At 70.6% G+C, this 24,935-nt stretch carries 16 protein-coding genes; 6 read left to right on the top strand and 10 right to left on the bottom strand.

Annotation, left to right across the window (positions count from 1 at the left end; all coding sequences use genetic code 11):
- Positions 1-18: 18 nt before the first annotated feature.
- Positions 19-3,273, bottom strand: a complete 3,255-nt coding sequence (locus ACE3TA_RS12360) for a carboxypeptidase regulatory-like domain-containing protein (protein ID WP_374574062.1) — start codon at positions 3,271-3,273, stop codon at positions 19-21.
- 256 nt (positions 3,274-3,529) lie between these two features.
- Here ACE3TA_RS12360 and ACE3TA_RS12355 point away from each other — a divergent pair, with 256 nt between their 5' ends.
- Positions 3,530-5,074 carry an ArnT family glycosyltransferase gene (locus ACE3TA_RS12355; protein WP_374574060.1) on the top strand — a complete coding sequence of 515 codons (1,545 nt, stop codon included), beginning with the start codon at positions 3,530-3,532 and terminating at the stop codon, positions 5,072-5,074.
- Here ACE3TA_RS12355 and msrA read toward each other — a convergent pair.
- The 4 genes from msrA to ACE3TA_RS12335 form a co-directional block, all read right to left on the bottom strand.
- Positions 5,049-5,624: a peptide-methionine (S)-S-oxide reductase MsrA gene (gene msrA / locus ACE3TA_RS12350; protein ID WP_374574058.1), complete on the bottom strand. Its 576-nt coding sequence runs from the start codon at positions 5,622-5,624 to the stop codon at positions 5,049-5,051. The two genes, ACE3TA_RS12355 and msrA, sit on opposite strands and share 26 nt — an antisense overlap.
- Positions 5,625-5,707: 83 nt before the next feature.
- On the bottom strand, positions 5,708-6,481 hold the full coding sequence (locus ACE3TA_RS12345; RefSeq protein WP_374574056.1) for a tyrosine-protein phosphatase: 774 nt from the start codon (positions 6,479-6,481) through the stop codon (positions 5,708-5,710).
- A 76-nt stretch (positions 6,482-6,557) separates the two neighbouring features.
- Positions 6,558-7,202 carry a 3-oxoacid CoA-transferase subunit B gene (locus ACE3TA_RS12340; protein WP_374574054.1) on the bottom strand — a complete coding sequence of 215 codons (645 nt, stop codon included), beginning with the start codon at positions 7,200-7,202 and terminating at the stop codon, positions 6,558-6,560.
- A gap of 1 nt (position 7,203) precedes the next feature.
- On the bottom strand, positions 7,204-7,938 hold the full coding sequence (locus ACE3TA_RS12335; protein WP_374574052.1) for a CoA transferase subunit A: 735 nt from the start codon (positions 7,936-7,938) through the stop codon (positions 7,204-7,206).
- Between the two features lie 135 nt (positions 7,939-8,073).
- On the opposite strand from ACE3TA_RS12335, the gene ACE3TA_RS12330 reads away from it, so the two are divergent.
- From ACE3TA_RS12330 to ACE3TA_RS12320, 3 genes are all read left to right on the top strand, one after another.
- Positions 8,074-9,972 (top strand): monovalent cation:proton antiporter-2 (CPA2) family protein, encoded by a 1,899-nt coding sequence (locus tag ACE3TA_RS12330; protein WP_374574050.1) that lies wholly within the window; start codon positions 8,074-8,076, stop codon positions 9,970-9,972.
- A 9-nt stretch (positions 9,973-9,981) separates the two neighbouring features.
- Positions 9,982-10,917, top strand: coding sequence for an isopenicillin N synthase family dioxygenase (locus ACE3TA_RS12325; protein ID WP_374574048.1), 936 nt, complete (start codon positions 9,982-9,984; stop codon positions 10,915-10,917).
- 82 nt (positions 10,918-10,999) lie between these two features.
- Complete coding sequence (locus ACE3TA_RS12320) at positions 11,000-13,471, top strand: ATP-binding protein (protein WP_374574046.1); 2,472 nt, start codon at positions 11,000-11,002, stop codon at positions 13,469-13,471.
- 100 nt (positions 13,472-13,571) lie between these two features.
- On the opposite strand, the gene ACE3TA_RS12315 is transcribed toward ACE3TA_RS12320, so the two are convergent.
- Both ACE3TA_RS12315 and ACE3TA_RS12310 read right to left on the bottom strand, forming a co-directional pair.
- Positions 13,572-15,134 carry a ubiquitin-activating E1 FCCH domain-containing protein gene (locus ACE3TA_RS12315; RefSeq protein ID WP_374574044.1) on the bottom strand — a complete coding sequence of 521 codons (1,563 nt, stop codon included), beginning with the start codon at positions 15,132-15,134 and terminating at the stop codon, positions 13,572-13,574.
- Positions 15,135-15,333: 199 nt separating this feature from the next.
- Positions 15,334-15,549, bottom strand: a complete 216-nt coding sequence (locus ACE3TA_RS12310; protein ID WP_374574043.1) for a hypothetical protein — start codon at positions 15,547-15,549, stop codon at positions 15,334-15,336.
- A gap of 213 nt (positions 15,550-15,762) precedes the next feature.
- On the opposite strand from ACE3TA_RS12310, the gene ACE3TA_RS12305 reads away from it, so the two are divergent.
- A complete protein-coding gene (locus tag ACE3TA_RS12305; RefSeq protein WP_374574039.1) occupies positions 15,763-20,820 on the top strand; it encodes an alpha-2-macroglobulin in 5,058 nt (1,685 codons plus the stop codon).
- Entirely contained in the window at positions 20,817-22,868 is a 2,052-nt protein-coding gene (gene pbpC, locus ACE3TA_RS12300; RefSeq protein WP_374574037.1) for a penicillin-binding protein 1C, read from the top strand. Before ACE3TA_RS12305 ends, pbpC begins: the two co-directional genes overlap by 4 nt.
- Here the strand turns inward: pbpC and ACE3TA_RS12295 are convergent.
- Genes ACE3TA_RS12295 through ACE3TA_RS12285 form a run of 3 tightly spaced genes read right to left on the bottom strand, consistent with a single transcriptional unit; the run spans position 22,865 to position 24,859 of the window.
- Positions 22,865-23,482: a carbonic anhydrase gene (locus tag ACE3TA_RS12295; RefSeq protein ID WP_374574035.1), complete on the bottom strand. Its 618-nt coding sequence runs from the start codon at positions 23,480-23,482 to the stop codon at positions 22,865-22,867. The genes pbpC and ACE3TA_RS12295 overlap by 4 nt on opposite strands.
- 37 nt (positions 23,483-23,519) lie before the next feature.
- Positions 23,520-24,167 (bottom strand): maleylacetoacetate isomerase, encoded by a 648-nt coding sequence (gene maiA, locus ACE3TA_RS12290; protein ID WP_374574033.1) that lies wholly within the window; start codon positions 24,165-24,167, stop codon positions 23,520-23,522.
- A complete protein-coding gene (locus tag ACE3TA_RS12285) occupies positions 24,164-24,859 on the bottom strand; it encodes a fumarylacetoacetate hydrolase family protein (protein WP_374574032.1) in 696 nt (231 codons plus the stop codon). Before ACE3TA_RS12285 ends, maiA begins: the two co-directional genes overlap by 4 nt.
- Positions 24,860-24,935 lie beyond the last annotated feature (76 nt).

The raw sequence follows: 24,935 nt of genomic DNA, 5'->3' as shown, positions 1-24,935 counted from the left end.
CGTTCCGGGCCTTGCGGCTTAGAACTTGTACTTGATGCCGAACTTGACCTGCCAGAACGAGCTTTCCGTCCGCTGGTAGGGCTTCTGGACGTTCAGCGAACCGTTCGAGCCGGTGCCGGAGTACTGGTAGACGGCGCCCGGCGTGGCGCAGCTCGTCGAGGCGCCGCCCGAGGTGACGCAGCTCACGTTCACCACTGGCACCATGTACGAGAAGTCGTACTGCTCCAGCACGCCCCACTTGTCGTTCAAGAGGTTGCCGAGGTTTTCGACGTCCATGTAGGCGATCAGCTTGGCGCCGTTCGGGAAGAACGCCGGCAGCTCCTGGCTCACGTGCAGGTCGATGGTGAACACGTCCGGCGTGCGGAAGGCGTTACGCGGAGCGATGCCGCCCGCGTACTTGGCCAGGCCGCTGGTCTGCAGGTACTCGTTCAGTTGGGCGATGAACGCGTCGCCGCCCTTGTAGACCACGTTCGGGTCGCTGGTGGCGGTGAGCACGCCGTTGTCCATCTGCGGCACGTAGAGCAGCGCGTTCGACGAGGCCTGGCGACCCGAGTAGCTCGAGACGTTGTAGCCGAAGTCGTTGTCGAAGCTGCCCGAGCGGCTGTTGGCGAAGGTGTAGCTGAACGGGTGGCCCGAACGGTTCTGCAGGAACACGTGGACCAGGGTCTCGTTGTCGCCGAAGAACTTCCGCGCGTAGGAGATGTCGGCCGAGAACTTGTTGCGGATCTCGTAGTCCGAGGTGGACGCGGTCGGGTGCTGCGGGTCCGACGTGCCGAAGCGCGTGTAGCTCGACTGGGCGATCGAGCTGGTCATCGGGTTGCCGTCCGTGGCGTGGGTGTTGGTGTAGACCAGGGTCATGCCCAGGCCGTCCCAGACGCCCTCACGCCATTGCTTGGCCAGCGAGACCGAGTGCGAACGGGATTCGCCGGCGTCGATGTTGGACAGCATGAAGTCGTAGTTGTTGCCCGTCGAGCTGACCGGGGTCTGCGCGTAGACCGGGCGGCCGTCGGGGGCCGTGCCGATCTGGTAGGAACGCAGGTTGTACCAGTACAGGGCGTTCTTGTTCTGGGTCTGCAGGTAGTCGAACTGCACCCGCCAGTCGTCGCCGAAGCGGCCCAGATCCAGGTTGTACTGGACCGAGATGTTGCCCTTCCAGACGGTCGGGATCTTCAGGCTGGGGTCGAGCACGTTGGTGTCGCCGTTGCCCGGGGTGAAGGTGCAGCCCGCCGGCGCCTTGGTGATGTCGACGTTCGTGTACGGACCGGCCGGGCAGACCGCGTTGGTCTGCGACACGCCGGTGTTGGCGAACGGGTCGGAAATCCACACGTTCAGGCCGGCCGAGGAGAACTCGCCGATGCCGCCGGACACGCGCAGGCGGTCCTGAGGCTGCCAGTTGAAGCCCACGCGCGGCAGAAGCACGTGCTTGCCGTCGAGGTTCTGCTGGTTGGAGAAGCCGTTCCGCTCGACGAAGCTGGTGTTGTAGATGGGCGTGTCGTCCATCGAGTACCAGTCGAAGCGCGCGCCCACCGACACGTCGAGGTTCGACAGGATCTGGATGCGGTCTTCGCCGTAGACGGTGTTGAGGCGGTAGCTGAACGCCGCCGCGCCTTGGCGCGCCGTGCCCAGGGTGGCCGCCACGGTGCCGGCCGAAGGATCGACGCCCCCGGTGAGGGAGAAGCTGGCGGCGGTGCCGGCCAGGAAGTCGGCGTAGCTGTTGAAGGTCCAGCCGCCCAGCGAGTTGGCGACGAACACGTTGTAGACCTGATCCTTCTCGGTGCGCGCGCCGAACAGGAAGTCATGCTGGCCCCAGTGGTAGCGGCCGATGGCCTCCCAGGTGTCCACCTTGGTGTTCAGGTAGTTGTCGTGCCGGTAGGTGTCGGCGCCGAACTGGATCTGCGGCGTGCCGGAGCCGGCCTCGACGCCCGGCAGGTCGGCGACGTTCACCACCACCTGGCCGACGGACAGACCCTTGAGCGGGTTCTGCTGGGTGTCCTGCTCCTTGTAGGAGTAGCGCAGCTCGGTGGAGAAGGCGTCGGTCCAGTTGGAGTTCAGGTCCGCCGAGTAGGTCGTGAGCTCTTCGACCTTGTTGTACTGGTTCGATTCCAGGCCGACGCGGGGCTGGGTGGTCGAGTTGCCGTTGGCGTAGGTCGACGAGACCGAGCCGTTCAGCGAGTTGCCGAGCGTGTTCTGGTAGGTCAGCGTCAGGCGGTGGTTGTCGGTGATGTTCCAGTCAATCTTGCCGAACCACTTCTTGTCTTCGACCGGGAAGGCGCCGTTCAGGTAGGTGCCCGGATCGTAGCCGTAGACGTCCTTGACCGACTGCACGAAGGTGTCGACCGCCCCGGTGGTGATCCGCGGGATCACCGTGCCGGCGCCCGAGCCGACCGGGCCGGTGTCGAAGCCGAGCGTGCCCTCGTACTTCTCGTACGAGGCGAAGAAGAACAGCTTGTCCTTGATGATCGGGCCGCCGAGCGTGGCGCCCCAGGTCTTCTCGCTGAAGTCGTTGGTGTACTTCACCCCGTCCAGCGTGTGACCCTTCAGGTTGTCGCTGTCCTTCTCGTAGAAGAGGGTGCCGTGGAACTCGTTGGTCCCCGACTTGGTGACCGCGTTGATCTGGCCGCCCAGGAAGCCGTTGTTGATGACGCTGTAGGGCGCGACCGACACGTTGACCGCTTCGATCGCGTCGACCGAGATCGGCGAGCGCTGGGTCGGGTAGCCGTTGTTGTTCAGGCCGAAGTCGTCGTTCTGGCGGATGCCGTCGACGGTGAGCTGGTTGAAGCGGGTGTTGGTGCCGGCGAACGACAGGGCGTCCTGGTTCGTCGGGTCGATCGTGGCGAACGGATCAAGGCGCGCCACGTCCTTCAGGTCGCGGCTGATCGACGGCAGCGACTGGATCGTGCTTTCCGAGAAGTTGGAGCTGGGGCCGCCCTGGCTGGGCGCGGCCTTGGCCGCGGTCACCACCAGTTCGGAAACCTCGCCGCCCGAGTGCGCCAGCGCGACGCTGACGTTGGCCGCGTCGCCCACGCCGACCGCCTGGATCGTCACCTGGCCCTTTTCGTAGTCGGCCGCCGAGGCCGTAACACGATACGGACCGCCGACGCGCAGGCCGCGCGCCGAGAAGCTGCCGTCCGGACCCGTGACCGACGTGGCCGTGGAGCCCGTCGGAACGTGGGTGATCGTCACCGTCGCGTTCGCGACCGGCGCGCCCGCATCATCCGTGACCAGACCGCGGATCGCGCCGGTCGTTTCCTGGGCGTATACGGCGGTGGACATGGCGCAAGCGAGCGCCGTCAGAGCCACGCCGCCGGCGAGCCTCTTCATCAACATCATTGTAAAATTCCCCTCTCAGCCCATCGAGATCGCCTCAGAGGCGTTTCCCGAACGTAACGGCCGTATACCTCGGATTTCACCACCGTAGGTGACGGAATTATAACGGTTGTGCAGTGCGGTCCCCACTGTGACCTGAAAGGCGCGCTTGACGCATTACATAGAAGCGCCGGCCCTCAGCGCCGTCTGCAAGGAGAGTGATTTGCCTGGCGCCAGCCCTTCCGTTCACAGATTTGACGCAGCCTGGCGCGGGGCGGCCCTGGTCGTCGCGGGCCTGACGCTCGCCCGCCTGACCGTGCTGTTCGCGACGCCCCTGCAGCTCTATCCGGACGAGGCCCAGTACTGGCTGTGGTCGCGCACCCTGGACTGGGGCTACTACTCGAAGCCGCCGATGATCGCCTGGACCATTTGGGCGACAACGGCTTTGGGCGGAAACGCCGAGCCCTGGGTGCGGCTGGGCGCCCCCCTGTTCCACGCCGGCGCGGCCCTGGCCATCTTCGCGGCGGGGCGGCGGCTCTACGGCGCGGCGACGGCCTTCGCCGCCTGCGCGCTCTACATGCTGATGCCGGCGGTGCAACTCTCCAGCGGGGTCATCGCCACCGACGCGCCGCTGCTCCTGTTCCTGTCGCTGGCGCTCCTGGCCTATGTCGACCTTCAGCAGGCGGAGGGACGCAGGGGCCTGGCCGCGGCCGCCGGCTTCGGCGCGGCCATGGGGCTGGCGTTCCTGTCGAAATACGCCGCCGTCTACGGGCTGATCGGCCTCGCCCTGCACCTGGCGACTTCGCGCGAGGCGCGAGCCGCCTGGAATCCGGCGCGGATCGCCTCGGCCGTCGCCGCCCTCGCCGTCATCCTGGCGCCCAACCTGATCTGGAACGCCGCCCACGGCTTCGCCACCCTGCAGCACACCGCCTCCAACGCCGACTGGGGCGCCAAGAGGCTGTTCAACCCGGGCGAGTTCGTGGAGTTCGTGATCTCGCAGTTCGGCGTGTTCGGCCCGATCCCGTTCGCCGCGCTCCTGGGCGGCGCGGCGGTGCTGGCCTGGCGGCGGCGGCTCACGGCCGAGGACCGGCTGCTGCTCTGCTTCGCCCTGCCGGCCCTGGTCATCGTCGCGGTCCAGGCCTTCATCAGCCGGGCCAACGCCAACTGGGCCGCCGCCAGCTTCGTGCCCGGCTCGATCCTGGCCGCGGCCTGGCTGACGCGCTGGCGCGCCAGGGGCTGGCTGATCGCCGCCGTGGCCACCCAGGCGGCCGTGGCGATCCTGTTCCTGGTGTGGGCGACCTATCCGGCCACGGCCGAGGCCATGGGCATGGCCAACAGCTTCAAGCGGGCCAAGGGCTGGGCCGAGGCGACGCAGCTCACCATCGAGCGCGCCCGGCGCGAGCCGGGCCTCACCGCCGTGGCCGTCAACGACCGCTTCCTGTTCAACGCCATGGCCTACTACGCCCGCGACGAGATCGCCTCGGGCGCCTTGCCGCCGCTGACCATGTGGGTGCGGGCGGCCCACCCGCAGACCCAGGCCGAACTCACCGATCCCCTGACCAAGGCCCGGGGCGCGCGCGTGCTGGGCGTGATCATGGGCAGGTCGCACGCCGACGAGATGCACGCCGACTTCGGCCGCGTCCGCGGTCAGGAGATCGACACCATCCGGCTGGACCGCAAGCACGTGCGGCGCCTGGAGCTGTTCGTGGGCGAGCCTTTCGCGCCGCGCCCGCGCGATCCGGTCACCGGCCTGCCCACACCGCCTTGAGCCGCGCGTCGCGGCCGCAGCCGATGCGATAGGCGTTGTAGTTGATCGGGTTCTTGCGCGCGTAGTCCTGGTGATAGGCCTCCGCCATCCAGAACTTGGAGGCCGGCAGGATCATGGTGGCCACGGGGCGCTTGAGCTCGCCCGCCACCTTGGCCTTCACCGCCTCGGCGGCCTTGCGCTCATCCGGCGAGGCGACGAACACGGCGGTGCGGTAGGAGGGCCCCCGGTCGCAGATCTGCCCGCCCCCGTCGGTGGGGTCGATGTGGCGGAAGAAGCCGTCCGTCAGCGCCTGGTAGCTGGTCTTGGCCGGGTCGTAGGTGATCCTGACCGCCTCCAGGTAGCCCTCGTGGTTGGGATAGGTGGGGTTGGGACGCGAGCCCCCCGCATAGCCGACCACCACGTCCTTCACGCCCGGCAGATGCTCCAGGTCGTGCTCCACCGACCAGAAGCAGCCGCCGGCGAACACCGCCGTGCGGTAGGCGGCCGCCGGCGCGGCCCCGGCCAGGCTGAAGCTCAGGATGGCGGCGGCGGCGAACAGGGATGGTTTCATGCGGCGGTCTCCGGCGCGAAGCGGTTGGGCCCCTCGCTGGATAGTACGGACAAGACCGCCTTGCGGTTACACCCGGCCGCGGTTCAGGCGGCGAGCTTCTCGCGCACCTGCCGGCGGCGCGCCTCGTCCACGCCGATGAAGTCCAGATAGCCGTCGGGGCCGCCGCAGCGCTCGGCGATGGCGGCGAAGGCGGTGTCCAGGTACTCGGCCTCGACGCCCAGGAAGGCCCGCACGGCCGCTTCCGAGGGGGTGCGGCCCAGGGTGGCCTGCAGCGACTCGGTGACCATCGGGATGCGCTCGTCCACCCGCGCGGCCTTGTTGGTCAGCAGGTAGTCGGCGCGCACGTCGTCGGGATGCACGCCCATCACGTGGTGGGTGAGCGCCGCCAGCAGCCCCGTGCGGTCCTTGCCCGCCGTGCAGTGGATGACGACCGCCCCGTCCGTCGCCGCCAGCGCCTCGAAGTAGCGGCGGAACAGGATCCCGTGGCGCTCCTCGAAGGGCGCGTTGGCGTAATAGTCCAGGAAGAACTGGCGCGCGCTCTCCGGCGTCAGGTCGGTCTCGCGCAGGAAGGCCACGTGCGGCGCCTCGGCCTGGTCGCCCAGGTCGCATTCGATCACCTGGCCGGAAAAGCCCTGCGGCCGCGGCGAGGGATCGCGGTCGCGCTCCATCGGCCGGCGCAGGTCGACGATCACGGCCACGCCGAGGTCGGCCAGGGTCTGGAGGTCGGCCTCCGTCGCTCGCGCGTGGTGCGCCGAGCGGAACAGCTTGCGGCGCGGCAGGCGGCCGCTGGCGCCGGCGTAGTCGCCGTAGTCGCGGAAGTTGTCGATAGCCTCAAGCGGCAGGATGCGGTCGGTCATGGCGGAATCTAGCAATGGCGGGCGTGTCGTCTGCAAGACTGTCCCAGGACCATGACAGAACGCCGACAGCCGGCGTTCAGGCCAGCGCCGTGTCGAACGCCGCCCCGGTCTTCGCCGCGACCTCGTCCGCCGTGACGCCGGGCGCCAGCTCGACCAGCCTCAGGGGCGCCTTGCCCCGGCTGACGTCGAAGACCCCAAGGTCGGTGACCACCAGGTCGACCACGCCCTGGCCGGTGAGCGGCAGGGTGCAGGCGTCGAGCAGCTTGGGCGCGCCCGACTTCTCGGTGTGCTCCATCACCACCACGACCCGCTTGACCCCGGCCACCAGGTCCATGGCGCCGCCCATGCCCTTGACCATCTTGCCGGGCACCATCCAGTTGGCCAGGTCGCCGTTCTTGGCCACCTGCATCGCCCCCAGGATGGACAGGTCGATGTGCCCGCCGCGGATCATGGCGAAGCTGTCGGCCGAGCTGAAATAGGACGACGAGGGCAGCTCGGTGATGGTCTGCTTGCCGGCGTTGATCAGGTCGGCGTCGGCCTCGCCCTCGAAGGGGAACGGGCCCATGCCCAGCATGCCGTTCTCGCTCTGCAAGGTCACCGACACCCCGTCGGGGATGTAGTTGGCCACCAGGGTCGGAATGCCGATGCCGAGGTTGACGTAGAAGCCGTCCTGCAGCTCGCGCGCGGCGCGGGCGGCCATCTCGTTGCGCGACCAGGCCATGTTACACTTCCTCTCCGGCGCCGGCGCCCTCGGCCATGCGCGGGCGGGTGGTGAGCTGTTCGATGCGCTTCTCATAGACCGCGCCCTCGATGACGCGGTCCACGTAGATGCCCGGCGTGTGGATGTGGTCCTTGTCGATGGCGCCGACCTCGACCAGCTCCTCCACCTCGGCCACGCAGACCTTGCCGGCCGTCGCCATCATCGGATTGAAGTTCCGCGCGGTCTTCCGATAGACGAGGTTGCCCTCGGCGTCGCCCGTATGCGCCTTGACGATGGAAAGGTCCGCCGTCAGGCCCCGCTCCATCACGTAGAGCTCGCCGTCGAACTCGCGCACTTCCTTGCCCTCGGCCACCAGGGTGCCGACGCCGGTCTTGGTGAAGAAGGCCGGAATGCCCGCCCCGCCGGCGCGGATGCGCTCGGCCAGCGTGCCCTGCGGATTGAACTCCAGCTCCAGCTTGCCCGACAGGTAGAGCTCGGCGAACAGCTTGTTCTCGCCGACGTAGGAGCTGATCATCTTCCTGATCTGCCCGCCGGCGAGCAGCAGGCCCAGGCCGAAGTCGTCGACCCCGCAGTTGTTCGACACCACCGTCAGGTCCTTGACCCCGGAGGCGCGGATCGCCGCGATGAGGTTTTCGGGAATGCCGCAGAGGCCGAAGCCCCCGGCCATGATCGTCATGCCGTCGAACAGAAGCCCCTCGAGGGCTTGGACGGCGTCTGTGCGGAGCTTGTCGGCCATGAAGCCGTGTTACGCCGCAATGCAGCATTTGCAAGCGTGGCGCGAGAAGATTCTCATGTCCGATCGCGCGCGCAGCGCTCATAGTTCGCAGATGACTCAACTTCCGATGACTTTGCGCGCGGACGCCGCGCGCTGATGGACGGCCAATCGCTTCTCGTCCAGGCCCTGGTCTACTTGGCGGCCGGCGTGATCTCGGTGCCGATCGCCAAGCGGCTCGGCCTCGGATCGGTGCTGGGCTACCTGATCGCCGGCATGGCCGTGGGCCCCTTCGCCCTCAACCTCGTCGGCGAGGCGTCGGACGTGATGCGCTTCGCCGAATTCGGCGTGGTGATCCTGCTGTTCCTGATCGGGCTGGAGGTGCGCCCGGCGCTCCTGTGGCGCCTGCGCGGCTCGATCTTCGGACTGGGCGGGGCGCAGATGACCCTGGCCGCGGCGCTGCTGGCGGGCGTCGCCGCCGCGCTCGGCCTGGACTGGCGCACCGCGACGGCCGTCGGGCTGATCCTGGCCATGTCGTCCACCGCCATCGTCCTGCAGAGCCTGGAGGAGAAGGGCCTGCGCCGCGGGCCGGTGGGCGAGGCCGCCTTCGGCGTGCTCCTGTTCCAGGACCTGGCGGTGATCCCGCTGTTCGCCGTCCTGCCGATGCTGGCCACGGCCGCACCGACCGCGGGCGCCGAGGCCGTGGCCCATGGCGGCAGCCTGATCGAGGGCCTGCCGGCCTGGCAGCGGATGCTGGCGGCCATGGGGGCCATGGCCGCGGTGGTCGTCGGCGGACGCTATCTCACCCGCCCGCTGTTCCGCTTCATCGCCGCCGCGCGCCTGCGCGAGATCTTCACCGCCTCGGCCCTGCTCCTGGTGATCGGCGTGGCCGCCCTCATGCAGATGGTCGGCCTGTCGCCGGCGCTCGGCGCCTTCCTGGCCGGCGTCGTGCTGGCCGAGAGCGAGTTCCGCCGCGAGCTGGAGACCGACATCGAGCCGTTCCGCGGCCTGCTGCTCGGCCTCTTCTTCATCACCGTCGGCGCTGGCCTGGACTTCGCCGTGGTCGCCGCCCGGCCGGTGACGCTGATCGGCGCGGTCCTGGCGCTGATCGTGCTGAAGGCCGTGGCCATGTTCGCCGCCGCGCGCCTGTTCCGCTACACGCCGCGGGAATCGGCGGTCAGCGCCGTGGCGCTGGCCCAGGGCGGAGAGTTCGCGTTCGTGCTGATCAGCTTCGCCATCGCCTCGGGCGTGCTGCCGGCGGACCTCGCCAAGCTGCTCACCGCCGTCGTCGCGGTCTCCATGGCGCTCGCGCCCCTGGCCATGGAGGCGGTCGAACGCCTTGTCCTGGCCCCGCCGGCGGCGACGCAGCGCGAATTCGACCACCTGGAGGTGGACGACGGGGCGCCGCCCGACGTGATCGTCGCCGGCTTCGGCCGCTTCGGCCAGGTCTCCGCGCGCCTGCTGATGGCCAATGGATTCCGGGCGGTGACCCTGGATTCCAGCATCGAGCAGATCGACCTGCTGCGCCGCTTCGGCCGCGAGGTGCACTACGGCGACGCCAGCCGCCTGGACCTGTTGCAGGCCGCGGGCGCGGACAAGGCCAAGGTGCTGCTGGTGGCCATCGACGACCGCGACAAGGCCGTCGAGCTGGTGCAGGCCGCCCGCGAGGCGTTTCCCAACCTGACCATCCTCGCCCGCGCCTGGGACCGGCGCCACGCCTACGAGCTGCTGCGCAGCGGCGCCGACGAGGTGGAGCGCGAGACCTTCGAGGGCGGACTGGCCATGGGCCGCAAGGCCCTGGAGCGTCTGGGCCACAGCCCGCGCCGGGCGAGCCGCGCGGCGGGCGTGTTCCGCCAGCACGACGAAAAGCTGTTCCGCAAGCTCGCCCCGCTGGTCGGCGAGCAGGAGCGCTACCTGATGGCCACCCGCGATTCCCGCGAGACCATGGAGCGGATCCTGCGCGCGGAGATGGCACGGCTGGCCGACGACGAGGACGAGCAGGACGGGCCCGACCTTCGGGATTCTGCGGAGTTGGAGGCCCACAGCCAGTCGGTGTAGCTAGCGCCCATGACGCAATCGGCCATCCAACCCGTCTCCTTCCGGCTCGTCGAAGAGGACTTCGCCGGCTTCTCGCAGGCGCTGGGCTCGTCGTTCGCCCGCTACGGCTTCGGCGCGGTCTGCGACCACGACCTGCCCCAGGAGAAAATCGAGGCGGCCCTGGCCAGCGCACGGGCCTTCTTCGCCCTGCCCGAGGAGGTCAAGCGGCGCTACATCGTCGGCAAGGGCGGCCAGCGCGGCTACACCGCCTTCGGCGTGGAGACCGCCAAGGGCGAGGCCCACTACGACCTGAAGGAATTCTGGCACATGGGGCGCGACCTGCCCCCCGGGCACCGCTACGCCGACCTCATGCCGCCCAACGTCTGGCCGGAGGAGGTCGCGGACTTCCACGAGAACGTCGCCTGGCTGTTCGGCGCGCTGGACCGGATGGGCGGGCGGCTCCTCGAGGCCATCGCCGTCTACCTGGGCCTCGACCGCGGGTTCTTCGCGCCCACCGTGGACGCCGGCAATTCGATCCTGCGGCTGCTGCACTATCCGCCCGCGCCGTTCGACGGCCCCAACATCCGCGCCGGCGCGCACGAGGACATCAACGTCATCACCTTGCTGCTCGGCGCCGAGGAAGCGGGGCTGGAGGTGCTGGACCGCGACGGCCGCTGGCTGCCGATCAACCCGCCGGCCGGATCATTGGTGATCAACATCGGCGACATGCTGCAGCGGCTGACCAACCACGTCCTGCCCTCGACGACCCACCGCGTCGTCAACCCGGCGCCCGAGCGGCGCGGCATGTCGCGCTATTCCACGCCGTTCTTCCTGCACTTCAATCCGGACTACCTGATCCGCACCCTGCCCTCGTGCGTCGGGCCCGGCCGTCCGGACCGCTACCCCGAGCCGATCACCGCCGACGGCTACCTGCAGGTGAGGCTAAGGGAGATTAATCTGTTGTAGTTGCGCCGGTGACGGCGAACGCGACGGAAATTTAACGGGCCCGGGCGCATCCTTCCGCCGTGCGACCACGGCGAAAGCATCCATGACGGCGAGCCCACGCCCGAGCATCGACGAAATCGCGCGCCTGGCCGCGCTGGATTCGCTCGACCTGGAGGAACTCCAGCCGACGTTCGAACGCGTCGCGCGCTTGGCGCGCGCCCAGTCTGGCGCGCCGATGGCCGACGTGGTCCTGGTGGGCGACAGGACCTGGCGCGCCAACGGCGTGGAACACAACTACCGCGTCGCCAAGGAAGGCTCCTTCACGGCGCTGGCCATCAATAGCGGCGAGCCCATGTGGGTGGCCGACGCGCTGGAGGATCCGCGCTTTCGCGACCACCCGCTCGTCCGCGACCACGCCCACAACGATTTCCCGTTCGCCATACGCTTCTTCGCGGCCGCGCCCATCCGCCTGATCGAGGGCGAGGTCATCGGCGCGGTCTGCGTGGCCGGCCCCGAGCCGCGCGCGCAAGACCCGGTGCTCATGCACGCGCTCTGCGATCTGGCCGCCATCGCCGCGGACGACTGCGGCCGTCAGCGGGCGCAGCGCGCGCTGGAGGAAGCCAAGTCCAAGGTGCGCGCGGCCAACGAGCGGCTGACCGCCTTCGTCGAATCCGCGCCGGTGGCCATCGCCATGACCGACAGGGTCATGCGCGTGATCCAGACCAACGCCCGCTGGCGCGCCGAGCGCAAGCGCTCCGACATCGGCAGCCGCCATCTCTACGTCGCCTATCCCGAGACCCAGCAGCTCGCCCACCTGCACGAGCGCTGCATCGAGGGCGAAGCCATCCGCCTGGAATCGATCCAGGTGACCGGTCCGGACGGCGAGCCGTGCTGGTTGCGCATGGAGATGAACCCCTGGCGCGACGCCGAGGGGGTCATCGGCGGGCTGCTGCTGATGGCCGTCGACATCACCCACACCGTCGCGGCGCTGGAGGCCACCAAGCGCTCGGAGGCGCGCCTCACGCTGGCGCTCGACATCGGCAAGCTGCGGATGTGGGAGCTCGACTTCCAGCGCCGGGAGCTCAACTCGGCCGGGGTCGTGCTGATCGACAGCGAACGGTTCTCCTTCGAGGAGCTGTCGAAGGACATCTGGCGCACCCTGCATCCCGACTATCGCGCCGCGGCCCAGGAGTCGTGGGAGCGCTACATGTCCTCGGGCGAGCCCTATCGCCAGACCGCGCCCCATCTGCAGCGGGACGGCTCCTATGTCTGGATGGAGTCCGCGGTCGAGGCGATCCGGGACGAGCAGAACCAGATCGTACGGCTGGTCGGCATCCTGCGGGACGTCGAGGGCGAGATCCGCGCCCAGCAGGAGCTGGTGCAGGCCAAGGAGGCCGCCGAGGCAGCCAGCCGCGCCAAGAGCGAATTCCTGGCCAACATGAGCCACGAGATCCGCACGCCGTTGAACGGGGTGCTGGGCGTGGCCGGCGCCCTGGCCGGCACCTCGCTGACGGGCGGTCAGGCCGAGATGGTCGGGCTCATCGAGACCTCGGCGCAGACGCTGGAGGCGCTGCTCACCGACATCCTGGACCTGGCGCGGGTCGAGGCCGGCCGGCTGGAGCTGAAGTCCGAGCCGTTCGACCTGGGAACCTCCGTCAGCGCCTGCGCGGCGCTGTTCGAGGCGAGCGCCCGGGCCAAGGGGCTGGACCTGGAGGTCGAGGTCTCGCCCCGGGCGGACGGCTTCTACGTGGGCGATCCCTCGCGGCTGCGGCAGATCCTCTGCAACCTCCTGGGCAATGCGGTGAAGTTCACCGCCGAGGGCCGCGTGCGCCTGTCCGTGAGCGCCGAACGCAACGAGGCGACCTCGCACCTGCGCTTCGACGTGAGCGACACCGGCATCGGCTTCGACGAGGCGACCAAGGCCCGCCTGTTCAGCCGCTTCGAGCAGGCGGACGGCTCCATCACCCGCCGCTATGGCGGCACCGGCCTGGGCCTGGCCATTTCGCGCTCCCTCGCCGAGGCCATGAGCGGGTCGCTCAGCGCCGAGGGCCGGCCGGGCGAAGGGGCGACCTTCACCCTCGAGGTCGAGCTGCCCCGGTGCCGCGGCGAGTTCGAATACTGGGGCGGCGAGGAAGCCGGCGCCGAAGCGCCGTCCATCGAGGGCATGCGCGTGCTGCTGGCCGAGGACCATCCGACCAACCGGCGCGTCGTGGAGCTGATCCTCGGCTCGGCCGGCGTCGACCTGACCAGCGTGGAGAACGGCGCCGAGGCCGTGGACGCCGTCAACGCCCGCGACTTCGACCTGATCCTGATGGACATGCAGATGCCGGTCATGGACGGGCTCACCGCGGTCAGCGAGATCCGCCGGCGCGAGCACGTCGAGGGCCTGGCGCACGCGCCGATCTACATGCTGACGGCCAACGCCATGCCCGAGCACGCCCGCGCGTCCGCCGAAGCCGGCGCGGACGGCCATGTCACCAAGCCGATCGCGGCGGCCGCGCTGCTGCAACTTGTGACCGAGGTCTGGGTCGACCGCGCCATGGCGGCCGAAGCCGCCTGCGCCCGCACCGCCTGATTTCCACCGCCTGAGCCGCCCGCACGGCCGCCGTCGCCGCCGTTCGCACGGGGCAAAGAGAACCCGCGCCTCCTTGCGAAGGCGCGGGACGCCTTGGGCGTCAGTGCGACAGTCTGAGTGAGTTGATGTCCTGGCCGATGGCCTGGAAGGCGTCCTGCAGGTCCACGCCCGAGGCGGGCAGGTACTGGTGGTCGGAGTCCGTGGCGCAGTGGGCCAGAAGGTTCGCCGCCGTCGAGCCGGAGCTGATGCGGAAGCCCACCGTGTAGATGATGATGTCCTCATCCTTCATGGCGTCGCACACGGCCTCGGCCTGGGTGATGGACGAGCCATTGGTGGCGTTGCAGTTGATGTGCGTGTTGCTGTTGCCGCTGCCGCTGCCGGAGTCCTTGGCGACCACGCCGTCGCAGTAGGCGGTGTTGAATTCGCCGTCGGTCATGAGGATCGCCACCTTCAGCAGCTCGTCGGTGCCGTAGGCCGCCGGACGGCTGTTGGCGTCCGACCACAGGTAGCCGAAGTTCGGCGAGATGGTGTACCAGCCCCAGCTGATGCCGATGTGGCCCGCCGTCGATCCCCCGGACGACAGGGTGGTGACCTTGGCCTTCAGCGCCGTCTTGTCCGTGCTGAGCGGCATCATGGTCGCGCTCGGGCAGCTATTGGAATAGTTCAGGCCCACGTACGCGGTCGAAGGCGCGGTGTCGCTGTACTTGTACGTGCCCGTGCGTTCGGTGACGCACGAGGTGATGGGGTAGGTGGTCGTACCCCACGATGCGTTGGTGAACGTGTAGTTCTCGCAGCCGTAGTTGTAGCAGTGAACCAGCCCGCCGGAGGTGTAGTTGCCGGGATTCGAGCTGCCGTACTTGATCTTGAAGGTGTCCAGCGTCGTCGACTGCACTTGCCACGTGGTGTTGATGCTGGAGTAGCCGCCGACGTCGCTCAGGCGCACGGTGTCGCCGCTGGACAGGCCGTGGGGCGCCGCCGTGGTGAAGGTGATGTAGTAGGTGCCGCTCGACTTGGTCCGGGTGGCGCCCGTGATCGTCGGGATGTTCAGCGGACCGCGCGCGGCGTCGACGTAGGAGCCCACGTTCACGGCGTTGGAATAGGGCACGATCGCCAGCTTGGAATAGTACGGCGTCTGGGTGTCCTGGACGACCAGGTCGATCAGGTCGTCGGCCGCCGATTTCAGGCTGTCCATGTCCCCGCTCATCGAGCCGGTGATGTCGAGCACCAGGCTGACTTCCAGGTTGACCGAGCTGCGCACCACATTGGTGCTGACGCTCATGTCCCCGTGGTTCCAGAGCTCCGAGGCGATGCTGTCGCTGGAGATCTCGGCGGAGGCCTGGATGGTGGAATCGGTCAGCACGAAGCTGCTGTTCACCAGGCGCGCCTGGTCGGCCGCCGAGAGGTTGGCCTTCAGGGCGCGCAGGCCGATCGCGGCGATCTCGTCGGGATCGGTGGCGGTCGACCGCGCGGTGTAGAGCGCTGCGGCGTCGAGGGCGTCCTGCAGGCGCGAGCGTTGGCTGATGGACATGTAGACGTCCACGATGCCCAGCGCCAAGGGCGCGAGCAGCACGATGGAGACGGCGAAGATCACCGCCACGGCGCCGCGCTCGTCGCGCGCCCCGCCGCCCAGGCGCGCACGCACGCCGCCGGCCCAACGCTTCAAAACTCCTGGAATCCTAGCCACGTCGCCCACCCAGAGTTCAATCTGCGGCGACAGCTTGGCTGGTCAGCGTAAACAAATGAGCCGCAGAGCACGGTAAACGTGGCCTTGCCGTCGGCAGGCCGCGTTCACCCTGCCGTGGCCGGGCGCGGCGCGCGTTCCTGGAATGGAGCTGCGGCGGGCCGGAGCCCGCGTCGAGGCCCTAGGCGCTCAGGCGGGTCTGCTCGGCCACGCGCCGGATGGTGGCTTCCACGGCCGCCTGCGCGCCCGACTGGCTGACGTTCGAACCGGAAGCGACGGTCTCGCCATCTTCATCGTAAACCCGCCAAGTCCAACCGGATTCGACGTGGGACAGCGAGTAAGCGAACGGGGTTTCCGGCACGACTACGCCTCCATAGCGCTTGCTGCGCTGCAGCAAGGAAGATCATCAGGACCCGAACGACCTCGACTGTCAAGGGTCCCCACCCCCGCCTCTGCAACTTCCGCGCCACTTCGTAACAATGTCGCAACCTTTCTCGCGGCCGCGAGATTCGCCGCCGGCCCAGGTCAGTCAGGGCCTTGCGGCGATTGACCCGGCGGGCCTTTCGCGCTCCCATCGTCCCCCAAAAATCCAGTCCATCGGGAGACCGTCATGCCGAGCGAGGAAACGCCGGGCGCAGGCGAATCGTCGTCGTCCGCTTCCGATTCGGCACGCCGGTCCCAAAACGGGCCGGGCATGGGCCGTCGGCTGTCCGCCGCCCTCGGCGCGGCGCTGCTGCTGGCCGGCTTCGGCGGCGGCTTCCTGGCGGCCAAGGCCGTCGACCAGGCCCGCATGGCGCGTCCGGCCGCCGAGGACGCCTCGACCGGCGGGACCTGGAGCCTGTTCGGCAAGCCGCGCGGCGCGGCCGCGCCGCGGCGCGGCGAGCCCAGGCCCGAGGGTTTCGCGGTCTGGCGCACGCGCATCGACACCTCGGGCGCCGCGCCGGTGGCCTGCATTCAGATGAGCCGGCCGCTGGATGCGGCGAAATCCTACGACGACTTCGTGCTGGTCTCGCCCGAGGCCGACACGCCGCCGGCCGTCTCGGTGAAGAACGACGAGCTGTGCCTGGCGGGCCTGGGCTTCGCCGACCGCCGCGTCACCCTGCTCAAGGGCCTGCCGGCCCGCGGCGGCGAGACCCTGGGCGCCAACGCCGACGTGGACATCACCTTCGGCGACAAGCCGCCCTTCGTGGGCTTCGCCGGCGACGGGGTGATCCTGCCGCGCACCGAGTCCGACGGTGTCGGCATCGAGACCGTCAACGTCAGCCGCCTGTCCATCGAGGTCTGGCGCGTGGTCGACCGCAACCTGGTGCGCACCGCGATCAGCGCGCCGGCCCCCACCGGCGAGGGCGAGTGGCCGTCCGACTACGGCGACGACAGCCCCAACGACGAGGGCCAGATCGTCTGGAAGGGCGAGGTGGCGGTGAAGTCGCAGGGCTCGACCCGCGTGACCACCGTCTTCCCGCTGGGCGCGGTGCTGAAGGACATGAAGCCCGGCGGCTACGTGATCAAGGCCCGCGACGCCTCCGGCGGGCGCGACCTCGCCAAGACGAACGATGACGACTACGATCCCGATCCGCCGGCCCAGGCCCGCCGCTGGATCATCTTCACCGACATGGCCCTGTCGGCCTACGAGGGCTCCGACGGCCTGGACGTGGTGGTCCGCTCGCTGCAGACGGCCAAGACCCTGCCGGCCGTGCGCGTCGCCCTGATGGCCCGCAACGGCGAGACCCTGGCCGAGACCAAGTCCGACGCGGCCGGGCTGGTGCGCTTCGACCATCCGCTGCTGGCCGGCCGGGGCGCGATGAACGCCAAGATGGTGATGGCCTACGGCGCCCAGGGCGACCTGGCGGTGCTGGACCTGGACCGGCCGCCGGCGGACCTCTCCAAGCTGGGCGTCGGCGGGCGGGCCGAAACCGTCTCCACCGCCGGGCGCGAGACCAAGACCGTCGTCGACGGCTACCTCTATTCCGACCGCGGGGTCTATCGCCCCGGCGAGACGGCGCACCTGAGCGCCCTCCTGCGCGACCGCCAGGCCCAGGCGGTGAAGGACCGCAAGGGCGAGATCGTCGTGCGCCGCCCCTCCGGCGTGGAGTTCAAGCGCTACGCCTTCGACAAGGCGCCCGACGGGTCGACCGGCGCGGACGTGGTCCTGCCCAAGAGCGCCCCGCGCGGCCGCTGGCGCGCGAGCCTGATGATCGACGGCCTGGACGATCCGGTCGGCGAGATGAGCTTCTCGGTGGAGGACTTCGCGCCGCAGCGCCTGGCGGTCGACCTCGACGCCAAGCCCGACGCGCCGCTGCTCGGCGGCGAGACCCGCCGCGTCGACATCGCCTCGCGCTTCCTCTACGGCGCGCCGGGCGCGGGCCTGCAGGCCGAGGGCGAGGCCCGCCTGCGCGCCGATCCGAACCCCTTCCCGCAGTTCAAGGACTACGAGTGGGGCGACGTGCGCACGCCCTACCAGGAGCGCTACCTCGACCTTGGCCAGACGGTGACCGACGGCGCCGGCCACGCGGTGATCGCCCTGAAGGCCGACGACGCCGGCGACACCGCCCAGCCCCTGCTGGCCGCCTTCACCGCCTCGGTGTTCGAGCCGGGCGGCCGGCCCGTGCGCGAGGCCGCCACCCTGAAGGTGCGCACCAGGTCCGTCTACCTGGGCGCCAAGGTCGACGCCGGCGAGAGCTCGGGCCGCAGCGACCCGGTGGTGACGATGGACGTGATCGCCGTCGACGCGAACGGCCGCCGCATCGCCGCGCCGGGCGCCAGCTACCAGCTCATCTCCGAGAACTGGGACTACGACTGGTTCCAGCAGGACGGCCGCTGGCAGTGGCGGCGCACCAGCCGTGACGCTGTCGTCCAGAAGGGCGAGCTGCCCGTCGGGGCGGACAAGCCCGCCCGCATCTCCCGCCGGCTCGGCTGGGGCGACTATCGCCTGGAGCTGACCGGCCCCGACGGCGCCAAGTCGGTGATCCGCTTCGCCTCCGGCTGGGGCGCGCCGGCCGAGGACCGCGAAGCGCCCGACTTCGTGCGCGTCACCGCCGGCGACAAGGCCTACGCCCAGGGCGACACGGTCGAGATCACCCTGAAGGCGCCCTTCGCGGGCGAGGCCCAGGTGGCGGTGGCCACCGACCGGCTGATCGACTTCCGCACCATCTCCGTGGGCGAGAAGGGCGCGACCGTGCGCCTGAAGACCACCGCCGACTGGGGCGGCGGCGCCTATGTGCTGGTCAGCGTGATCCAGCCGCGCGACCCGGTCTCCTCGCCCAAGCCCCGGCGGGCGCTCGGCCTGGTCTACGTTCCGCTCGATCCGAAGGGCCGCAAGCTGGCCGTCGAGCTCGGCGCGCCCAAGAAGACCGGCGCCAAGACGCCGCTGGAGATCCCGGTGCAGGTCAAGGGCGTGGCGCTGGGCGAGCGCGCCCACGTGACCCTGGCCGCCGTTGACGAGGGCATCCTGCGGATCACCAAGTTCGACAGCCCCGACCCGGTGAAATGGTACTTCGGCAAGCGGGCGCTGACGCTCGACTACCGCGACGACTACGGCCGCCTGCTCGATCCCAACCTGGGCGCGCCGGCCAATGTGAACTTCGGCGGCGACGAGATCGGCGGCGAGGGCCTGACGGTCACGCCGATCAAGACCGTCGCCCTGTGGTCCGGCGTGGTCGAGACCGGCCGCGACGGCAAGGCGGTGATCAAGCTGCCCGCCGCCGACTACAATGGCGAACTCAGGTTGATGGCGGTGGCCTGGACCGACGAGGCGGTGGGCTCGGCGTCCCAGCCGATGACGGTGCGCGAGGCGGTGGTCGCCGACCTGGACCTGCCGCGGTTCCTCGCCCCCGGCGACAAGGCCTTCGCCACGCTCGAGCTGCACAACCTGGAGGGCAAGGCCGGCCAATACGTCGCCGAGATGACCACCGGCGGCGGGCTGATGGCGCCGTTCCGCAAGGCCTTCCAGCTCATCGTCGGCCAGCGCGTCGTCGAACGCATCCCCGTCGATGCGCCGCGCGCGGCCGGAATCGGCCAGGTGGCCTTCAAGGTGAGCGGGCCGGGCTTTGCGACCTCCAAGTCCTATCCGCTGCAGACGCGGCTGGGCTGGGGCCGCGTGACCCGCGCCACCACCGCCCTGCAGAAGCCGGGCGAGGCCTTCACCCCGGCCGCCTCGCTGCTGGCGGGCCTGGCGGCGGGCGACGTGACCATGCAGGTCAGCTACTCGCCGTTCCGCGGCTTCGACCCTGGCCCGATCGCCGCGGCGCTGTCGCGCTATCCCTACGGCTGCACCGAACAGCTCGTCTCCAGCGCCTATCCGCTGGTCTACGCCTCGCACGTGACGAGCGATCCCAAGGCCGCCCAGAACGCGGCGGCGCTGGCCCAGGCGGTGGGCAAGCTGCTGGACCGCCAGACCCTGGACGGCGCCTTCGGCCTGTGGCGGGTGGGCGACGGCGAGGCCGACGCCTGGCTCGGCGCCTACGCCACCGACTTCCTGATCGAGGCCAAGAAGCTCGGTGCCCCGGTGCCGCAGGCCTCGATCGACCGGGCGCTGAACGCCATGCGGCTGATCTCGCGGCCGGACGGCTGGGCGTCGGTCTCCTACCGCCTGGAGTATCCCGACTGGTGGGCCGCCTCGCGGGACGCCTCGCGCAAGGCCACCAAGGACATGCGCAGCCGGGCCTCGGCCTATGCGCTCTACGTCCTGGCCAAGGGCGGGCGCGGCGACCTGGCCCGCCTGCGCTGGTGGCACGACGTGCAGATGAAGAACGAGCCCTCGCCGCTGGCCAAGGCCCAGATCGGCGCGGGCCTGGCCCTGATGGGCGATCACGCCCGGGCCCGTTCGGCCTTCCGCCAGGCCGTGCGCTCGCTCGGCTACAAGGACGGCTCCGACTGGTACCAGAGCCCGCTGCGCGACATCGCCGGCGTCATCGCCCTCGCCTACGAGGCCGGCGAGACCGACATCGCCCGCAGCCTGCAGGGCCGGCTGGAGAACGCGGTGCGCGATCCCGACGCCCTGAACACCCAGGAGCAGGCCCGCCTGCTGCAGGCGGCCAACGACATGATCAAGGCCGCCGGCGCCATGAAGGTCGACGCCAAGGGCGCCAAGGCGCTGGACGCCGCCGCCGGGGCGCCGCGCTGGGCCGTGGGCAAGCTGGCCGACGCCAGCTTCGTCAACGCCGGAACCGGCGCGCTCTGGCGGACGGTCACGGTCACGGGCGCGCCCACCGCGGCGCCGCGCGCCGAGCAGAACGGCCTGACGCTCTCCAAGCGGCTCCTCGGCATGAACGGCCAGCCGGTCGACCTCGCCCGCCTGCGCCAGGGCGACCAGGTGATCGTGCTGGTCGCCGGCCGCTCGCAGCAGGCCCGCTCCACCGCCCTGGTGGTGGACGATCCCCTGCCCGCCGGCTTCGAGATCGAGACCGTGCTCGGCCCCGACGACGCCCAGAGCGGGCCCTTCCGCTTCCTTGGCAAGCTGTCGTCCGCCGACGTGCAGGAATCGCGTGACGACCGCTACGTGGCCGCCATGGGCCTGCCGGGCCGCGAGGAGTTCGCCTTCGCCTATGTGGCCCGGGCGGTGACCCCGGGCGACTTCCTGCTGCCGGGGGCCGAGGCGCGCGACATGTACCGTCCGACGATCAACGCCCGCACCGAAGTCGGCCGGACCCAGATCGCGCCCGGCGGATGAGCCGCCTGCGGCGGGTCCGCGCCGTCACCCTGTCGCTCTGCGTCCTGATGGGCGCGGAGGCCGCGCTGATGGCGCTGGACGCAATCTTCCCGCCGGACCTGTCGCGGGCCGAGCGCTCTTCACCGGTGGCGCTCGACCGGCGCGGTGCCTGGCTGCGGGCCCTGCCGGTGGAGAACGGCCGCTGGCGCATCCGCGCGGACCTGTCGCGCACCGATCCCAGCTTCCTGAAGCGGCTGGTCGCGGTGGAGGACGCCCGCTTCTACCTGCATCCCGGCGTCGATCCCTTCGCCGTGGTCCGCGCGGCCGGCTCGGCCCTGGTCCACGGCCGGATCACCTCCGGCGCCTCGACGCTCACCATGCAGACCGCGCGGCTGCTCTCGCCGCATCCGCGCACCTTCGCCGGCAAGGCGGTGGAGGCCCTGCGCGCCCTGCAGATCGAAGCGCGCCTGTCCAAGCGCCGGATCCTGGCGCTGTACCTCACCCTCGCCCCCTATGGCGGCAATCTGGAGGGGGTGCGCGCGGCCAGCCTTTCCTACTTCGGCCATGAACCGGAGAGCCTGACCCCCGGCGAGCAGGCGCTGCTCATCGCCCTGCCGCAGTCGCCCGAGGCGCGCCGGCCCGACCGCCGGCCCGAGGCCGCCCGCGCCGCCCGCCGCGAGGTCCTGGACAAGCTCGTCCACGCCGGCCAGCTCAGTCCCGCCGAGGCGGCCGAGGCCGACGCCGAGCCCCTGCCCGGCCGCGCGCCGTTCCCCTCGCTCGCCTGGCACGTCGCCGGCGAACTGGCCCGCGCCGCGCCCAAGGACCAGGCCTCCGTCGTCTCCACCATCGACGCCGGCCTGCAACGGCGGCTGGAGCCCCTCGCCCGCGCCGCCGCCCGCGCCCAGGGACCAGGCGTCACCGCCGCGATCCTCGTGGTGGACATCGATGGCCGGGCGGTGCGCGCCGCCGTCGGCTCCGCGGGGCTGGACCGGCCCGGCGGCTGGATCGACATGACCACGGCCCTGCGCTCGCCCGGCTCGTCGCTGAAGCCGTTCATCTACGCCATGGCCTTCGAGCAGGGGCTGATGGCGCCGGACACCGAGATCGACGACACGCCCCGCCGCTTCGCCGACTACCAGCCGGAGAACTTCGACCGCGTCTTCCACGGCAAGGTCACCGCCCGCGAGGCCCTGACCAACTCCCTGAACGTGCCGGCCGTCGCCACCCTGGAGAAGGTGGGCCCGGCCGCCTTCGAGGCGCGGCTCACCGGGGCGGGGGTCAAGCTGGTGCGTCCGCGCGCCCAGCTTCGGGAGCCGGGCCTGGCCCTGGCGCTCGGCGGGGTGGGGATCAGCCTGCGCGACCTGGCCGCCCTCTACGCCGCCCTCGGCGACGGGGGGCTCTACAAGCCGCTCGCCTTCACGGAGGACGCGGCGCGGGCGGGGAAGCGGGCGCGCGGCGTGCGCCTGGTCCGCGCCGAGGCGGCGCAGCAGGTGCTGGACATCCTGCGCGAAACCCCGCCGCCGGCCGGCGTCAGCCCGGCGGCCCTGGCCCGGGGCCGGCCGCTGATGGCGTTCAAGACCGGCACGTCCTACGGCTTTCGAGACGCGCTGGCCGCCGGGGTGATCGGCCATTACGCCGTCGTGGTCTGGACCGGGCGGGCCGACGGCGGCGCCCGCGGCGGCCTGACCGGGCGCGACGCGGCCCTGCCGCTCCTATTCGACGCCGCCGACCTGATCGACGCCCCGCCGTCCGCGCCCCGGCCGATCGCCCCGAAGAACGCGCCAGAGGCCCTGGAGCGCCTGCAGCAGACCGGAGACGGCCCGCGCCTGATCTTCCCGCCGGACGGGGCGACCGTGCAGGTGGCCGGCTTCGGCCCCGGCTCGCGCGGGCTGGTGCTGTCGGCCGGGGGCGAGGGCCTGACCTGGTATGTCGCCGGCGAGCCGGTCGCGCCCGACCCGGTGAGCGGGCGGGTGATCTGGCGGCCGGCGAGCCCCGGCTTCTATCGGCTGAGCGTGGTGGACGGCCAGGGCCGCGAGGCGGCCGCCAGGGTGCGCATCAAGGCGGGCTAGACCTTGAGCTCCTCCAGGCCCTTCACGTCGCGGACGGTGACGTTGAGGTCGGTGACCAGGCCGTCGGCGATGGAATAGACCCAGCCGTGCACGCTGAGCTTCTGGCCGCGCGCCCAGGCGTCCTGCACGAAGACGTCGGAGGCCACGTTCTTGACCTGCCGCACCACGTTCAGCTCGCACAGCCGGTTCAGCCGGTCGTGCTGGTGCGGGATGGCGTCGAGCTCAGCACGGTGATTGGCCGCCACCTCGCGGATCGGATGCAGCCAGTGGTCCACGAGGCCGCGCCGCTGGCCGTCCACCGCGGCGGCCACGCCCCCGCAGCCGTAGTGGCCGACCACCATGATGTGCTTCACCTTCAGCACGTCGACGGCGAACTGCAGCACCGACAGGTAGTTGGCGTCCTGCGGCGGGGCGAGATTGGCCACGTTGCGGTGGACGAACAGCTCGCCGGGATCGAGGTCGACGATCTCGTTGGCCGGCACCCGGCTGTCGGCGCAGCCGATCCACAGGTACTCGGGGCTCTGCTGGCCCTCCAGGCGCTTGAAGAAGCCCGGATCGACGGAGAGCTTGCCTTGCGCCCAGGCGCGGTTCTTGGCCTTCAGATGATCGAGCATGGCCGCCTTAGAGCCGAGGTGGACCGCCGCCGCAAGCTTACGCTGGGGAAGGATTGGCGTCCGGCTGGCGGTCCGGATGGGCGGCGATGAAGGCCGGGTGCTGGTTGGCCCGCTCCACCGCCGCGGCGATCGCCGGCCAGGGGGCCAGGTCCAGCTCGTAGCGGCGGGCCGAATAGACCTGCGGCGCCAGGAGGCAGTCGGCCAGGGTCGGCGCGTCGCCGAAGGCGTAGCCGCGGCCGTGCTCGGCCACCATCGGCTCCAGGGCGTCGAAGCCGTCGCGGATCCAGCCCTGGATCCACTCCAGGATCGCCGGCTGCTCCACGCCCAGCCTGTGCAGGGCCCGGCCCACACGGGTGTTGTTCAGGGGGTGGATATCGCAGGCGACGATCCCGACCATGGCGCGCACCACGGCCCGGTCCAGCGGATCCTTCGGCAGCAGCGGCGGCTCGGGCCGGGTCTCCTCCAGCCATTCCAGGATCGCCACGCTCTGGGTCAGCACGCGTCCGCCGACGTCCAGGGCCGGCGTCAGCCCCTGGGGATTGACCGCCCGATAGGCCGCCTGCCGCTGGTCGCCGGCCGCCAGGTTCACCGGGACGTAGTCGTAGTCGACGCCCTTGAGCGCCAGGCCGATGCGCAGGCGGTACGGCGCGGTGGCGCGCCAGTGGCTGTAGAGGGTGTAGGTCATGACGCCGCTGCGGGCGCGACCGTGAAGGCCAGCGCGCCCACGCCTTCCACCTCGCCTTCCACCCGGTCGCCGGGCTCGAGCGGGCCGACGCCTTCCGGCGTGCCGGTGAAGATCAGGTCGCCCGGCGCCAGGCGCCACAGCTTGGAGGCCTCGGAGATCACCTCGGCCACGTTCCAGATCATGTCGTCGACGGTCGCCTCCTGGCGCGTCTGGCCGTTGACCGACAGGCGGATGCGCCCTTGCGGCGCCGGCCCGCTCCACGGCTTGACGGCCGACATCGGCGCGGCCTCGTCGAAGCCCTTGCCGGCGTCCCAGGGCTGGCCCTTGTCCTTGGCCGCGTTCTGCAGGTCGCGGCGGGTCAGGTCGACGCCCACGGCGTAGCCGAACACCAGGTCCAGGGCCTTGTCGACCGGCACGTTCGCGCCGCCGGCCTTCAGCGCCACCACCAGCTCGATCTCGTGGTGCAGGTTCTTGGTGCGCGACGGATAGGCCGGATCGACTCCCGGCCCGATCACCGCGTCCGCCGGCTTGGCGAAGAAGAACGGCGGATCGCGGTCGTCGCCGCCCATCTCGCGGCGGTGGGCGGCGTAGTTGCGCCCCACGCACAGGACGCGGCGGATCGGGAACAGGCCCTCCTGGCCCTCGACGGGCAGGGCGGCGACGGGCGGGGGAGCGAAGACGTAATCGGCCATGGCGCTCCCCTACTCCCGCCTGTCGCGGCGCGCCAGAGTGCTATGGAACATTGACAAGACGGCCGCGCGCCGGCTC

Source organism: Phenylobacterium sp., from assembly GCF_041916435.1.
GTDB lineage: Bacteria > Pseudomonadota > Alphaproteobacteria > Caulobacterales > Caulobacteraceae > Phenylobacterium.
Note: the sequence above shows the minus strand (reverse complement) of the source record. Positions and strands in the feature narration are given on the sequence as shown.

Coding starts and splice junctions, on each gene's coding strand:
- ACE3TA_RS12360 (WP_374574062.1), bottom strand. CDS start 3,273: ATGTCCACCGCCGTATACGCCCAGGAAACGACCGGCGCGATCCGCGGT.
- msrA (WP_374574058.1), bottom strand. CDS start 5,624: ATGAAACCATCCCTGTTCGCCGCCGCCGCCATCCTGAGCTTCAGCCTG.
- ACE3TA_RS12345 (WP_374574056.1), bottom strand. CDS start 6,481: ATGACCGACCGCATCCTGCCGCTTGAGGCTATCGACAACTTCCGCGAC.
- ACE3TA_RS12340 (WP_374574054.1), bottom strand. CDS start 7,202: ATGGCCTGGTCGCGCAACGAGATGGCCGCCCGCGCCGCGCGCGAGCTG.
- ACE3TA_RS12335 (WP_374574052.1), bottom strand. CDS start 7,938: ATGGCCGACAAGCTCCGCACAGACGCCGTCCAAGCCCTCGAGGGGCTT.
- ACE3TA_RS12330 (WP_374574050.1), top strand. CDS start 8,074: ATGGACGGCCAATCGCTTCTCGTCCAGGCCCTGGTCTACTTGGCGGCC.
- ACE3TA_RS12325 (WP_374574048.1), top strand. CDS start 9,982: ATGACGCAATCGGCCATCCAACCCGTCTCCTTCCGGCTCGTCGAAGAG.
- ACE3TA_RS12320 (WP_374574046.1), top strand. CDS start 11,000: ATGACGGCGAGCCCACGCCCGAGCATCGACGAAATCGCGCGCCTGGCC.
- ACE3TA_RS12305 (WP_374574039.1), top strand. CDS start 15,763: ATGCCGAGCGAGGAAACGCCGGGCGCAGGCGAATCGTCGTCGTCCGCT.
- pbpC (WP_374574037.1), top strand. CDS start 20,817: ATGAGCCGCCTGCGGCGGGTCCGCGCCGTCACCCTGTCGCTCTGCGTC.
- ACE3TA_RS12295 (WP_374574035.1), bottom strand. CDS start 23,482: ATGCTCGATCATCTGAAGGCCAAGAACCGCGCCTGGGCGCAAGGCAAG.
- maiA (WP_374574033.1), bottom strand. CDS start 24,167: ATGACCTACACCCTCTACAGCCACTGGCGCGCCACCGCGCCGTACCGC.
- ACE3TA_RS12285 (WP_374574032.1), bottom strand. CDS start 24,859: ATGGCCGATTACGTCTTCGCTCCCCCGCCCGTCGCCGCCCTGCCCGTC.